This window comes from Enterobacter sp. A103, from assembly GCF_034427535.1.
GTDB classification, from domain to species: Bacteria; Pseudomonadota; Gammaproteobacteria; order Enterobacterales; family Enterobacteriaceae; genus Enterobacter; species Enterobacter asburiae_B.
Window position 1 is genome coordinate 244,119 of sequence record NZ_JAXQPQ010000001.1, and the last position, 13,390, is coordinate 257,508.

General features: G+C 56.5%; 11 protein-coding genes. 5 read left to right on the forward strand and 6 right to left on the reverse strand.

Annotated features, from left to right (window positions below; genetic code table 11):
* Nucleotides 1-26: 26 nt before the first annotated feature.
* Both uspF and SPH27_RS01225 read right to left on the reverse strand, forming a co-directional pair.
* A complete protein-coding gene (uspF, locus tag SPH27_RS01220) occupies nucleotides 27-461 on the reverse strand; it encodes a universal stress protein UspF (protein ID WP_023292544.1) in 435 nt (144 codons plus the stop codon).
* A 245-nt stretch (nucleotides 462-706) separates the two neighbouring features.
* Nucleotides 707-1,378 carry an MgtC family protein gene (locus SPH27_RS01225; protein WP_033145409.1) on the reverse strand — a complete coding sequence of 224 codons (672 nt, stop codon included), beginning with the start codon at nucleotides 1,376-1,378 and terminating at the stop codon, nucleotides 707-709.
* A gap of 456 nt (nucleotides 1,379-1,834) precedes the next feature.
* On the opposite strand from SPH27_RS01225, the gene SPH27_RS01230 reads away from it, so the two are divergent.
* Nucleotides 1,835-3,043 (forward strand): MFS transporter, encoded by a 1,209-nt coding sequence (locus SPH27_RS01230; RefSeq protein WP_047061728.1) that lies wholly within the window; start codon nucleotides 1,835-1,837, stop codon nucleotides 3,041-3,043.
* A 19-nt stretch (nucleotides 3,044-3,062) separates the two neighbouring features.
* Here SPH27_RS01230 and SPH27_RS01235 read toward each other — a convergent pair whose 3' ends face one another.
* Nucleotides 3,063-4,052, reverse strand: coding sequence for a 2-hydroxyacid dehydrogenase (locus SPH27_RS01235; RefSeq protein WP_033145411.1), 990 nt, complete (start codon nucleotides 4,050-4,052; stop codon nucleotides 3,063-3,065).
* A gap of 210 nt (nucleotides 4,053-4,262) precedes the next feature.
* Here SPH27_RS01235 and SPH27_RS01240 point away from each other — a divergent pair, with 210 nt between their 5' ends.
* Genes SPH27_RS01240 through SPH27_RS01250 form a run of 3 tightly spaced genes read left to right on the forward strand, consistent with a single transcriptional unit; the run spans nucleotide 4,263 to nucleotide 7,415 of the window.
* Entirely contained in the window at nucleotides 4,263-6,902 is a 2,640-nt protein-coding gene (locus tag SPH27_RS01240; RefSeq protein ID WP_182071248.1) for a YdbH family protein, read from the forward strand.
* On the forward strand, nucleotides 6,899-7,090 hold the full coding sequence (locus tag SPH27_RS01245) for a YnbE family lipoprotein (RefSeq protein ID WP_014169918.1): 192 nt from the start codon (nucleotides 6,899-6,901) through the stop codon (nucleotides 7,088-7,090). The genes SPH27_RS01240 and SPH27_RS01245 overlap by 4 nt, the downstream gene beginning before the upstream one ends.
* A gap of 7 nt (nucleotides 7,091-7,097) precedes the next feature.
* Complete coding sequence (locus SPH27_RS01250; RefSeq protein ID WP_182071249.1) at nucleotides 7,098-7,415, forward strand: YdbL family protein; 318 nt, start codon at nucleotides 7,098-7,100, stop codon at nucleotides 7,413-7,415.
* Here the strand turns inward: SPH27_RS01250 and feaR are convergent, their stop codons facing one another.
* Nucleotides 7,416-8,324, reverse strand: a complete 909-nt coding sequence (feaR, locus tag SPH27_RS01255; protein WP_033145415.1) for a transcriptional regulator FeaR — start codon at nucleotides 8,322-8,324, stop codon at nucleotides 7,416-7,418. It abuts the gene before it with no gap.
* 241 nt (nucleotides 8,325-8,565) lie between these two features.
* Here feaR and SPH27_RS01260 point away from each other — a divergent pair, with 241 nt between their 5' ends.
* Entirely contained in the window at nucleotides 8,566-10,065 is a 1,500-nt protein-coding gene (locus SPH27_RS01260; RefSeq protein WP_182071250.1) for an aldehyde dehydrogenase family protein, read from the forward strand.
* Nucleotides 10,066-10,202: 137 nt separating this feature from the next.
* On the opposite strand, the gene SPH27_RS01265 is transcribed toward SPH27_RS01260, so the two are convergent.
* Both SPH27_RS01265 and SPH27_RS01270 read right to left on the reverse strand, forming a co-directional pair.
* Nucleotides 10,203-11,309, reverse strand: coding sequence for a GGDEF domain-containing protein (locus SPH27_RS01265; protein ID WP_182071251.1), 1,107 nt, complete (start codon nucleotides 11,307-11,309; stop codon nucleotides 10,203-10,205).
* A gap of 73 nt (nucleotides 11,310-11,382) precedes the next feature.
* A complete protein-coding gene (locus SPH27_RS01270; RefSeq protein WP_182071252.1) occupies nucleotides 11,383-13,356 on the reverse strand; it encodes an alkyl/aryl-sulfatase in 1,974 nt (657 codons plus the stop codon).
* Between the last annotated feature and the right edge of the window lie 34 nt (nucleotides 13,357-13,390).

The window sequence follows — 13,390 nt, forward strand, 5'->3', positions numbered from 1 at the left end:
GTATCCACGATCGTAAACGCCGCTTTCTATCTTACGACCAGGACAGGGCATTTCGCATGCCGAACCACTGCCGCAGCGTTCGAACCCAACAGATACGTCGATATGTCAGGTTTGTGGGAAGCGATGATAATCAGGTCGGCATCGATCGTGTCAGCGAGCTTAAGGATTTGATCCTTTGGAGAGCCCGTCACGGCGTGAGTCTGTATCTTGTCGGGAGGAATTTTGAATTGCTTAACGATTTCATCCAGCTTCGCTAAGGCCGCGTGCTGGAACTCTTTCAGCTTCGGCATTTCAACAGAATAGGCCAGGCCTAATGATGAATAATACGGAAGCGATGGAATGACGGTAAGAAAGTGAACTTTAGCTGTGTTAAGTGCTGTATGTGCCTGAACGAAGGGGATAACCATGTGCGTCAGGCTATCCTCTGAAATGTCAATTGGAACCAAAATTGAGTTATACATTTGTCCCTCCTGAGTGTTTTTCACACAATTCAGGGTAGACCGTTAATTTCAGGAAAACAGAGAGCAAGCTGTCATAACGGGGACAAATTTCGGTTATGTGATAGGCGTACAGTCGAACCTGCCCGTGATCTCGTCAACGTGGCGTGACAACGAACAGGGGCATTCGGGGATGAATCTCTCCGCGTCACGGTCCGTTTTCTGCAAAACGCCAAAGCCTAAACCGGGCGCAAGGCCCGGTACCTTGTTCATATTGCGTGACAGCTGACGGACGCGATAATTTTATTCCCGCCCATATTCCCCATAATCAGATCGAGTAATTTTCGGTATTCCTCCCGGGTCATCACCTCCGCCCGAATTTCGGTTTTACCTTCTGCTTGCGCCGTAGCGGAATAAATCGCTTTCAGACTTAACGTCAACTCTTTCGCCATATTTACAACGCTCTGCCGCACCGCATCTTCATGCTCATCATTGCAGGTGATTTTAAGTACATAGCATTTTTCGCCTTCATGGAGCACGGGCAGTTGATTAATTCGCTGCGCGGCTTCGCGAAGCAATATGTTAGCGCAGAGAATAATTAGGCTGGCCATAGCGGCATTCCAGAACTGGCCTAATCCGCACAGTACGCCAATTCCGGCCGAGCACCACAGCGTTGCGGCGGTGTTTAAACCACGAATATTCATTCCTTCACGCATAATGACGCCTGCGCCAAGAAAGCCGATACCGGAGACGATCTGCGCTGCGATACGCCCCGGGCTATCAGGAGAAGTCGATACCGAACTTAAAATGAACACTGCCGCACCCGTGGCAACCAGTGCATTAGTACGAAGTCCGGCCATACGCTGGCGCCACTGTCTTTCCGCGCCAATAATTGCGCCCAGCAGCATCGCTGCGAGCAGATGAGAGATATAAGGGAACATCAGCCTGTCGCCTGTTAACGTTATTAAATAATAAGCGTCAGTGCTTTGCTAAGCACATCATAACGCCGTTTAAATGCTAAACGTGTCAGGACGACGGTGGCGGAAAGAGTGAATGTGTAAACATGAACATGCGATGCCCCACAAATTGAGTGGTTTTACTATTTCGGGATACAATCGCTTAAAGAGGATTGCTGCCCACCGTTTCAGGTAAGCAGCGAGGAAATCGCGCTAGCTTACCTTCGTATCAACAATAAAATAACTTTCCAACGAAGGACTCCTGTGAAAATTTATTGCCAGTATAGTCAGGGTCGATAATGAGTAAAGCGAAAAAACAGCCTCCGTTATGAATTGTTTAAGTTCGCAAGGCATATTTTTTAAGACGTCATCTGATTTTAAAAAATACCCGCTATACTACATTTCCTTTTTTACAGGCGATAACAGACAAAGGCAGGAAGTATGTCTCTTCGTTCGCTGCGGGCATTATGCCTGACAAGTTTTTTCATCGCGGATGTCCGCGATGGCCTCGGTCCTTTTCTCGGTATTTTTCTGACCGAACGCCACTGGGCTCCCGATGATATCGGCATCCTGATGACGGCCGGTGGGCTGGCGGGACTACTGGCCACGCTGCCGGCGGGATTCATCACCGACACCTCGCGCAGCAAGCGGACCGTGCTGGCGCTGGTGTGCCTGCTCATCACCCTTAGCACGCTCCTGCTCTGGTTTAGCCAGCAGAGCGCTGTTGTCGCCGTTTCGCAAATTGTCTCCGGCATCTGTGCGGCGTTTGTCGGGCCGCTGATCGCCGGGATTACCCTGGGGCTGACCGGCCAGAGCGGGTTCAGCGCGCAGATGGGCAAAAATGAGGCGTTCAATCACGGCGGCAACTTTGTTACCGCACTGATTGCAGGGGGCATTGCGTGGTACTGGGGCGTCGGCGGGATTTTCCTGCTGATGACCTGTACCACGCTGTTAACGCTCTGTGCGCTGCTTGCCATTCGCAACGGGGATATCGATAACGACGCGGCGAGGGGGCTCTCTTCTTCAGCGAGCCTGCCGGTTCCCGGCTTTGCCGTGCTGATTAAAAACCGGGCGCTGTTTGTGACCGGACTGACGCTGCTGCTGTTTCACCTGGCGAACGCCGCGCTGTTGCCGATGCTGAGCATGAGGGTGGCCGCCGCGCCCGCCTCGATCAACCCCGGTTTGTACGCGGCGGGCACCGTTATCATCTCTCAGGCCGTGATGATCCCCGTTGCCATCTGGGTCGCCCACCGAATAGACCGCTACGGCTACTGGCGCTTAATTATGCTGGCGCTGCTGGTGATGCCGGTGCGCGCAGCGCTGGCGGCGTCTACGGACGCGCCGCTCATGATGATCCCGGTACAAATTCTCGACGGGCTGGCCGCAGGGATCCTGGGCGTCGCGGTACCGTCGTTTATCGTGGTGCTGTTGCGCGGGAGCGGGCACGTCAATGCGGGGCAGAGTGTGGTGATGCTGATGCAGGGGGTTGGGGCATCCATGAGCCCGGCGTTAACCGGCACGATTGCCGGTCATTACTCATTTGCCACGGCATTCAGTGTCCTGAGCGCGATTGCGCTGGTGGCCGTCCTGCTGTGGTGGTGCTTTGCGCACCGGACCTGGGAAACAGACAGTACGCCGGGTGGGGCATAGCCGCCACCCGGCGTCACGCTTACGCCAGTTCGTTAGGGCACGCTTCGCCCTTTTCCAGCTGCTGCAGATTACCCAGCGTGGTTTCTGAAATGCTGATCAGCGCTTCGGCAGTCAGAAACGCCTGGTGTCCGGTAAACAGCACGTTATGACAGGCAGACAGGCGGCGGAACACGTCGTCTTGGATCACATCATTCGACTTGTCCTCAAAGAACAGATCGCGTTCGTTCTCATACACGTCCATACCCAGCGCGCCAATTTTTTGGGTTTTCAGCGCTTCGATAGCGGCCTGAGAGTCAACCAGCCCGCCGCGGCTGGTGTTGATGATCATCACGCCATCTTTCATCTGGTCAAACGCCGCCTGGTTAAGCAGGTGGTAGTTCTCCGGCGTCAGCGGGCAGTGCAGGGAGATCACGTCAGACTGGGAGAACAGGGTCTGCAGGTCGACGTATTCCACGCCCAGCTCCAGCGCAGCGGCGCTCGGGTACGGATCGAACGCCAGCAGACGCATGCCGAAGCCTTTCAGAATGCGCAGCGCTGCGACGCCGATTTTACCGGTGCCGATCACGCCCGCGGTTTTGCCGTACATGGTAAAGCCGGTCAGCCCTTCCAGAGAGAAGTTGGCATCACGGGTGCGCTGATAAGCGCGGTGAATACGACGGTTGAGCGACATCATCATGCCAATTGCATGTTCCGCGACCGCTTCCGGGGAGTACGCCGGGACGCGCACCACCCTCAGACCCAGCTCTTTCGCCGCGTCGAGGTCCACGTTATTAAAGCCCGCGCAGCGCAGGGCGATATATTTCACGCCCTGTTTTTTCAACTCTTCCAGCACCGGACGACTGCCGTCGTCGTTAACAAAAATGCAGACGCCTTCACAGCCGTGCGCCGTTTTGGCGGTTTTTTCGGACAGCAGAAAGTCGAAAAATTCAAGCTCAAACCCGTAAGCCTCGTTAACATGTTGCAGATACTTTTTGTCGTACTGCTTTGTGCTATATACCGCGAGTTTCATAAGACTTTCTCCAGTGATTTTGCATTCACGTTAGCATGATTAAAATTATCTTACAATTTATAAAATATTATTGAATTCAATAAGTTCTATCAATTATTCTAGAGCATCTATCCTTAAAAATGGCATTCCCTTCAACTGACTGGCTAAACATGCGACAATGATCGGCACTGCCGGCTTAAATCTTTCGCTAAATCAGGATATTAACTGCCCATGAAGGGTAAATACAAAGCCGCTCTTGCGCTTTTACTGCTGTTCATATTGTTGCCGCTGACGCTGCTGATGACGCTCGCCCAGTGGGTACCGACGCTCGCCGGGATTTGGCTGCCCGTCGGGACGCGCATCGCTTTCGAAGAGAGTCCGAAACTGACCCGCCACGCGCTGGTGATCCCCGATCTTCGCTATCTGGTTGAAGACTGCGAAATTGCCCGCATCGATAACGTGACGCTGTCACACCCGAGCCGCTGGAAGCTGGATATCGGTGCGCTGGATCTTAACTCCGTCTGTCTGAGCAAAATTCCCCAGTCTGCGCCCTCAACGGTCGCCCCCAAAACGCTGGCACAGTGGCAGGCGGTATTACCTAATACCTGGATCACGGTTCACCGTCTGACGCTGTCGCCCTGGCAGCAGTGGCAGGGCGAGCTGCATGCGTCGCTGACGCCGTCCATTCAGGAGATCGCCTATAAAGGCGAGCAGGTCAGCATTAAAGGCACGCTTCGCGGTCAGACGCTCTCGGTCAGCCAGTTCGATGTCCAGCTCCCGGACCAGCCGCAGCCGATTAAGCTGGTGGGCGAGTTTACCTTGCCGCTGGTACCGGATGGCGTGCCGGTGAAGGGCCACGCGGTCGCGACCTTTAACGTGCCACAGTTGACGTCTCTGGTCGATGCCGATCTGGACTGGGAAGACAATCAGGGACAGCTGGTGGTGATGGCGCGGGACAACCCCGATCCGCTGCTTGACCTGCCGTGGCAGATCACCGCGGAGCAGCTGAACATCAGCGACGGGCGCTGGAACTGGGATCTCTCGGGTATGCCGCTGAGCGGGCGGGTATCCCTTCGCGCCGACAACTGGCAGCAGGGGCTGGATAACACCACCCTGACCGGACGGCTGAATGTGCTTACCCAGGGTGACGCGGGGAAAGGCAACGCGGTACTGAACATTGGGCCCGGCAGGCTCAGCATGGAAAACAGCGACATGCCCCTGCATCTGAGCGGTGAAGCGAAGCAAAACGATCTCATTCTTTACGCAAAATTGCCCGCCACGCTGACCGGCAGCCTGTATGAACCGCAGCTGGCCTTTGAGCCGGGCGCGCTGCTCCGCTCGCGCGGGCGCATCATTGACTCACTCGATATCGATGAAATCCGCTGGCCGCTGGCGGGCGTGAAGCTGACGCAGAAGGGCGTGGACGGTCGTTTACAGGCGATTCTGCGCGCTCATGAAAACGAGATGGGCGATTTTGAACTCCATCTGGACGGTCAGGCCAACGACTTTTTACCTGATAACGGCCTGTGGCAGTGGCGCTACTGGGGGAAAGGCGGTTTCACGCCGATGCATGCCCGCTGGGATGTCGCCGGGAAAGGCGAGTGGCGCGACAATCTTATTGAGCTGACGGCGCTCTCCACCGGTTTTGACAAACTCCAGTACGGCACGATGGAGGTCAGCAAGCCGCGTCTGGTGCTGGATCAACCGGTGCGTTGGCTGCGTGACCCCGAAAAACCGGCCTTCAGCGGCGCGCTGTCGCTCAACGCCGGGCAAACCCGTTTCTCCGGCGGCAGCTCGTTGCCGCCCTCGGTCCTGACCTTCAGCGTCGACGGCACCGACCCGACCATTTTTCAGTTCAAGGGCGACCTCCATGCGGACAAAATCGGTCCGGTACAGGTGAACGGACGCTGGGACGGCGTGCGCCTTCGCGGGCAGGCCTGGTGGCCGAAACAGTCGCTCACCGTCTTCCAGCCGCTGATCCCGCCGGACTGGAAAATGACGCTGCGTGACGGGGAGCTTTACGCGCAGGTCGCCTTCTCGGCGGCGGCCGATCAGGGCTTTGAGGCCGGTGGGCACGGCGTGCTGAAATCCGGCAGCGCCTGGATGCCGGATAACCAGATTAACGGCGTCGATTTTGTGCTGCCGTTCCGCTTCAGCGAGGGTACCTGGTCTCTCGGCACGCGCGGTCCGGTCACGTTGCGCATAGGCGAAGTGGAAAACCTGGTGACCGCGCGCAACATTACCGCCGATCTACAGGGGGATTATCCCTGGACGGAGGACAATCCGCTGCTCCTCACCAACGTGAAGGTGGAAACCCTCGGCGGGAAAATCACCATGCAGCAGCTGCGGATGCCGCAGCACGATCCGGCCCTGCTGCGCGTGGACAATATCTCTTCGAGCGAGCTGATTAGCGCCGTTAATCCGAAACAGTTTGCCATGTCAGGGCCGGTGAGCGGGGCGCTGCCGTTCTGGCTGGACAATGAAAAATGGATCATTAAAGATGGCTGGCTGACCAACCCGGGGCCAATGACGCTGCGCATCGACAAAGATACGGCAGACGCCATCGTGAAAGATAATATGGTGGCGGGCGCCGCGATTAACTGGCTCCGCTATATGGAAATTTCGCGTTCGTGGACGAGAATCAATTTAGATAATCTGGGTGAATTAACCATGCAGGCGACCATCAAGGGGACCAGCCGGGTGGATGGCAAAAGCAGCTCCGTCAACCTGAACTATACCCATGATGAGAATGTCTTTACCCTCTGGCGCAGCCTGCGCTTTGGGGACAACCTGCAAACCTGGTTTGAGCAACATGCGGCGATACCTGCTCCCCGCAGTTCGACTGGCAAGGAAAGTGAGGAACAACAATGAAAAAGATGGCTGGTGTGCTCACCGTTGCCGTTGCCGCGCTACTGACCGGCTGTACGCCGCGCATTGAAGTCGCTGCGCCAAAGGAGCCGATTACCATCAATATGAATGTCAAAATCGAACATGAGATCCATATTAAGGTCGATAAAGACGTTGAAACCCTGCTGAAATCGCGCAGCGATCTGTTCTGAGGATGCCATGAAACGATTAGCTCTCATTTTACTGGCGCTGGGGATGAACGTGCAGGCGGCAGCGCTGACCTTAAACGATGCCCGGGCGCAGGGGCGCGTGGGGGAAACCCTCAGCGGCTATCTTGCCCCGATTCAACAGGACGCGGAAACGCTGACGCTGGTCAATCGTATCAATGCGGCGCGCACGGAAAACTACCAGAAGCTGGCCGACAGCAATAATTTGCCGGTCGATGAAGTGGCTAAAATGGCCGGTCAGAAACTGGTTGCCCGCGCGCAGCCGGGCGAATACGTGAAGGGCATTAACGGAAAATGGCTCAAAAAGTAGTTAGCGGTAGCGCCTGCGGTATTCACCCGGCGAGACGCCAAAACGCTGCTTAAACGCCGTTGAAAAATGGCTATGGTCGGTGAACCCCCAGCTGTAGCCAATGCCCGCCAGCTTTTCATCATCACCGGTAGATTGCAGTGCCTGCGCGCAGAGATCCAGACGACGGTTTTTGATGTACTGCGCCACCACCAGCCCCTTCTCGGCAAACATGCGGTAAAGGCTGCGCACGGACATGCCGCTCTCGGCGGCAATCCATTCCGGGCGCAGCGATTCCGACTGAATATGGTCGTCAATCAGCGCCACCACATGCTGGAACTGGCGCTCCTTGCGCGGCTGAATGATTTCACGCTGCTGGAAAGCGGGGCGCAGCAGGCAGATCATCGCCTCGAGCGCCGCTTCGCTCTCCCGGTCACTCAGGTCGGCATTGCTCATGCTCTCCATCAGCAGGCGATGGCTCAGCTGTACCGTGGGCAAGGTGCGGGAAAGGGCGGTCGCGCAGCTTATTTCCTGGAAGCGACACTGCTGCTCAATAATCTGACGGGGAACCAGCAGCGAAATCTGGCGGGATTTTTCCCGCCAGTTGATCGAGCAGGGACGCGACGCGTCAATCAGCGTGATATCACCGGTTCTGAGCAGCGCGCGACGGTCATCCTGCTCAATTTCCGCGCTGCCTTCGAGCTGGAACACGGTATAGAACCAGGCATCATTACTCTGAGCGATCTCCTGACGGGAGCGGAACAGGTTGACGCCGCCTGCGGTCACGGTGCTGAGCTTCAGGCTGCGCGCATAGCTGGTCTCCAGCTCGCCGAAGAATTTTCCCCCGGTGGGCTGCGCGTTAAAACGCCCGCAAACCTGGTTAATTTGCGCCAGCCACTGCTGATACTGTTCCTGCTCGCTTGCACACGCCATCGTTTCTCTCACTGCACCGTCAACGTTTTCGCATTGTTGCATTTGTGTTGCATTTTGTCAGAGCTATGAGGCTGACTATAGGAAAGAACACTCACCGGTAACAGCGATATAAGCGGCAATTATCGCGATTTGCGGAGCCTGTCACAGGTGGCAAAGCGAATGTCACAGAGACAAAAGCGAGAACGCAAAACCCCACTTAGACTGGATGGACACCCTGCGAAGAATAACGAAGGAGTATCCTATGTCTGAATCACAGGTGGCCATTCAGCCTGCCGTACAACAATTTTTAGACCGACAGCATGGCCTGTGGATTGAAGGGCGTCAGGCCGCGTCGGACAGTGAAAAACGGCTGAACGTCTTCAACCCGGCCACGGGCGAGGTCATTGCCTCGACTGCCGATGCCAGCGTCGATGACGTTGATCGTGCCGTCATGTCCGGCTGGCGCGCGTTTGTCGCCCGCAGCTGGGCCGGAAAACTGCCGGCGGAGCGCGAGCGGATCCTGCTTCATTTCGCCGATCTGGTCGAACAGCACAGCGAGGAGCTGGCCCAGCTTGAAACGCTGGAGCAGGGCAAATCCATCAACATTTCCCGCATGTTTGAAGTCGGCTGCACCCTGAACTGGATGCGCTATACCGCCGGGCTGACCACCAAAATTTCGGGTAAGACTCTCGACCTTTCCATCCCGCTGCCGCAGGGCGCCCGCTATCAGGCGTGGACGCGTAAGGAGCCGGTTGGCGTGGTGGCCGGGATTGTGCCCTGGAACTTCCCGCTGATGATCGGGATGTGGAAAGTGATGCCTGCGCTTGCCGCGGGCTGCTCTATTGTCATCAAGCCGTCAGAGACCACGCCGCTGACCATGCTGCGCGTGGCGGAACTGGCCAGCGAAGCGGGCATTCCGGACGGGGTGTTCAACGTGGTGACCGGGAGCGGCGCGGTATGCGGCGCAGCGCTGACCTCGCATCCGCATATTGCAAAGGTGAGCTTTACCGGCTCAACGGCGACGGGTAAGCAAATTGCCCGCACGGCGGCGGACACGCTAACAGGGGTGACTCTGGAGCTGGGCGGGAAAAACCCGGCCATCGTACTAAAAGACGCAGACCCGGCGTGGGTGATCGAAGGCCTGATGACCGGCAGCTTCCTGAACCAGGGGCAGGTGTGCGCGGCGAGCTCGCGCATCTATATTGAAGCGCCGCTGTTTGACACGCTGGTCAGCGGGTTTGAGCAGGCGGTGAAATCCCTGAGCGTCGGGCCGGGCATGTCACCGGAGGCGTTTATCAACCCGCTGGTGTCGCGCGCGCACTGCGACAAGGTGCAGACCTTCCTTGATGAAGCGAAGTCGCGCAACGCGGAGCTGATCGTCGGTAACCGGGGGCCGGAAGGCAAAGGCTATTACGTTTCGCCTACGCTGGTGGTGAACCCGGATGCCTCACTGCGCCTGACGCGCGAAGAGGTGTTTGGACCGGTGGTCAACCTGGTACGCGTCGCCGACGGGGAAGAGGCGCTCCAGCAAGCAAACGACAGCGAGTATGGCCTGACGGCCAGCGTCTGGACGCAGAATATCAGCAAGGCGCTGGAATATACCGACCGGCTGCAGGCGGGCACCGTCTGGGTGAACAGCCATACGCTGATTGACGCCAACCTGCCGTTCGGCGGCATGAAGCAGTCCGGCACCGGACGTGACTTTGGTCCGGACTGGCTGGACGGCTGGTGTGAAACCAAATCGGTGTGCGTGCGCTACTAGTAAAAGCAAAAGGCAACCTGGAGGTTGCCTTTTTTGTGTTTGTTCCCTCTCCCGTGGGAGAGGGTCAGGGTGAGGGCATCAGGCTGCACCGGGCGAATTTTGTAGGTCGGGTAAGCCGTAGCCGCCACCCGACATGTTTACAGCGACCACCGATCCCGCCCGGCCTCTTTCGCCCGATACAGCGCCGCATCGGCGCGGGCGATGATCTCGGTGCCCGCTAAACCTTCCGCCATGCTCGCAATCCCCATGCTCACGGTGACACGATCGCTAACGGTTGACGCGCTGTGCGGTATAGCTTCTGTACGCAGGCCGTCCTGAATGCGTAAGGCCACCTTTTCCGCAATGTTTTCCGGACAGTTAAACAGGATCACCACAAACACCTCGCCGCCGTAGCGTGACACCACATCGTCAGGCGTGCGCACCGACTGCTTCAGCACCCGCGCCACGCGGGTCAGGCAGTCGTCACCCGCCTGGTGCCCGTAGGTGTCGTTGTAGCGTTTGAAATAGTCGATATCCAGCATAATCACCGAGAAGGTTTTTTTCTGCTCAACCGCGTTCTCCAGCACCACTTCCATTTTCCGGCGATTGGCGGTTTTGGTTAACGGATCCTGATGCGCCAGCGCATCCAGCCTGGAGATCAATAGCTGATTTTGCTGGTTACGTCGCCAGGCCTCGTCAAACCAGCTCAGCAGGATGAAACGTCCGCAAATCAGAATCAGCGTAAAGACGCTCCAGATAACAATGAAGTGAAGGTTGAGGCCATCGTTCCGTATCCAGCTTGCTACCGGCAGGGTGATCCAGAGCGGGAGCACAAAGGCGAGTAGCCCTTCAGGATAAAAATAGAGCGCCGTTAAGCCGGCGAGTAATAAAATGACGCACAGCGGCCAGACGTGCGGGAGCAGCAGCTGGGTGATAAACCAGAAGCAGGAGACCGACCAGATGGCGCTGCAGATAAACAACACCACGCTGATGCCGGCGATGCGCCGCCAGGCCATCAGGATCAGCGCAGCGGAGAGGATGATAATGCCGAGCATGGAGGCATCAACTATTCTCGTCAGCTGCGGCGAATGGGGATATAGGGGATCGCTGGTATTAAGCAAAACGTGTCGCAGCAGAATCATCACCGCGAAGCTGATATTCACGAAGGCCAGCCACGGCAGGTTCATCGCCAGCCCGTGCATAACCATAGCATGGCGCGTTGGCCAGGTTGCCCGTTCAAGTGTCGGTTTTTTTCTTTTTTCCATTGACGCTTTTTACCCTTTCTGGCTAACACGTGAAGCAGGAAAGGGCGGACGAACCGCCCTTTTGCGTGCACCGTTACGGTGTCACAATGTTAAACCAGAAATCAAACTTGTCCATATTGCTAAGCATGGCATCAAGTTTCGCGCTGTCGCCAGTAATTTTAATATTTCCGCTGTCCTGGGCCTGTTTCAGCGTCACCTCCTTGAGGATGATTTTATTCAGGGTGTCACGGTTAAGCGTCAGCGTCGCGTCCGCCTCTTTTGCTTCCGCGTTCGCCGTGTGGTTCAGCACGCCGTTTTCCAGCTCGAGTTTGTACTTCCCGCCATCGCTGCCCAGATCGATGTTAAACACCGATTTGGCGTCACCCGCTTTTTGTCCGTTGATATGGACAGCCAGATAGTCAAAGAACATCTCTGGCGTCATTGCGCGCACCGTATCCGGGCTGGCGGTATTCGGCGTTGGCCCTTTCACCACGCCGTTACGCAGCTCCTGCGCACCGGTCAGGTAGAAGTTACGCCACGGACCGGATTCAGCCTGGTAGCCAAGCTGTTCCAGCGCATCCGCTTCCAGGTTGCGTGCCGCCTGGTTGTTCGGATCGGCAAAGACCACTTTGCTCACCACCTGAGCCACCCAGCGGTAGTTCCCCTGGTCGAAGTCGGTTTTCGCCTTGCTCAGGATGGCATCCGCGCCGCCCATATACTCCACGAATTTCTTCGCGCCTTCTTCAGGCGGCAGTTCATCCAGCGTCGCCGGGTTGCCGTCAAACCAGCCCAGATACAGCACATAGGTGGCTTTTACGTCATGGCTCACCGAACCGTAATAGCCGCGGTTGGCCCAGGTATGCGCCAGTGAATCCGGGAGCTTGAAGTTCGCTGCGATTTCGTCGCGCGTCAGCCCTTCGTTCGCCATACGCAGCGTCTGGTCGTTGATGTAACGATAGAGATCGCGCTGGCTTTTCAGCAGCTTGACGACGTTTTCGTTGCCCCAGGTCGGCCAGTGGTGCTGCGCCATGATGATTTCAGCTTTGTCACCCCAGCGCACAATCGCCTGGTTGATGTATTTCGACCACGGCAGCGGCTCGCGGATTTTGGCCCCGCGCAGCGAGTAGGTGTTGTGCAGGGTATGGGTCACGTCCTCAGCGGATTCAATCAGTTTTTTCTCTTCGATATACCAGAGCATTTCCGATGGCGCTTCGGATCCCGGTGCGAGCATAAAATCATAGGTCAGGCCGTCGATAACCTCTTTTTGCCCGTCTTTCTCAATGATATTGGTCGGGGCAATCAGCGTGACCGTCCCGGCGGAGGTCGTTGTCCCAAGACCGGCACCCACCTGGCCCTTGGCATCGGGCTTCAGCAGGTTGCCATACATATAGCTGGCGCGGCGGCTCATCACGTTGCCCGCCATGATATTCTCGGCAACGGCCGCTTCCATAAACCCGGCTGGCGCGTAGACCTTCACTTTGCCGGATTTCACGTCGGCTTCATCCACCACGCCGCGCACGCCGCCATAGTGGTCAACGTGGCTGTGGGTATAAATAATGGCGGCGACAGGCTTCTTGCCGCGATTTTTAAAATAGAGATCCATCCCGACCTTCGCCGTTTCTGCCGACACCAGCGGGTCAACCACGGTAATACCTTCTTTCCCTTCAATGATGGTCATATTTGACAGGTCAAGATTTCGGATCTGATATACGCCATCGGTCACTTCAAACAGGCCGCTAATATTAATCAGCTGAGATTGACGCCATAAGCTGGGATTAACGGAGTCCGGTGCTTTATCGCCTTCTTTAATAAACGAATATTGCTGTGGATCCCAGATGACATTACCTTGTTCCCCTTTGATAATTTCCTGAGGAATCGGTGCAATAAAGCCTTTATGGGCGTTCGTAAAATCGGTGTTGTCGGAGAAAGGAAGCTGATTAAACAGGGCGTTATTGGCTTGTTGCGTTGCAGTCGTGGCATCCTTCGGGGCGTCTGCGGCATACGCGGAACTGACGGAAATAACAAGTCCAGCCAGAGCAAGACTCCTGACGATCAAATTGAATTTCATCCTAAACCTCTCAGTGATGTATTACGTCGCTTGT

Coding starts and splice junctions, on each gene's coding strand:
- uspF (WP_023292544.1), bottom strand. CDS start 461: ATGTATAACTCAATTTTGGTTCCAATTGACATTTCAGAGGATAGCCTG.
- SPH27_RS01225 (WP_033145409.1), bottom strand. CDS start 1,378: ATGTTCCCTTATATCTCTCATCTGCTCGCAGCGATGCTGCTGGGCGCA.
- SPH27_RS01230 (WP_047061728.1), top strand. CDS start 1,835: ATGTCTCTTCGTTCGCTGCGGGCATTATGCCTGACAAGTTTTTTCATC.
- SPH27_RS01235 (WP_033145411.1), bottom strand. CDS start 4,052: ATGAAACTCGCGGTATATAGCACAAAGCAGTACGACAAAAAGTATCTG.
- SPH27_RS01240 (WP_182071248.1), top strand. CDS start 4,263: ATGAAGGGTAAATACAAAGCCGCTCTTGCGCTTTTACTGCTGTTCATA.
- SPH27_RS01245 (WP_014169918.1), top strand. CDS start 6,899: ATGAAAAAGATGGCTGGTGTGCTCACCGTTGCCGTTGCCGCGCTACTG.
- SPH27_RS01250 (WP_182071249.1), top strand. CDS start 7,098: ATGAAACGATTAGCTCTCATTTTACTGGCGCTGGGGATGAACGTGCAG.
- feaR (WP_033145415.1), bottom strand. CDS start 8,324: ATGGCGTGTGCAAGCGAGCAGGAACAGTATCAGCAGTGGCTGGCGCAA.
- SPH27_RS01260 (WP_182071250.1), top strand. CDS start 8,566: ATGTCTGAATCACAGGTGGCCATTCAGCCTGCCGTACAACAATTTTTA.
- SPH27_RS01265 (WP_182071251.1), bottom strand. CDS start 11,309: ATGGAAAAAAGAAAAAAACCGACACTTGAACGGGCAACCTGGCCAACG.
- SPH27_RS01270 (WP_182071252.1), bottom strand. CDS start 13,356: ATGAAATTCAATTTGATCGTCAGGAGTCTTGCTCTGGCTGGACTTGTT.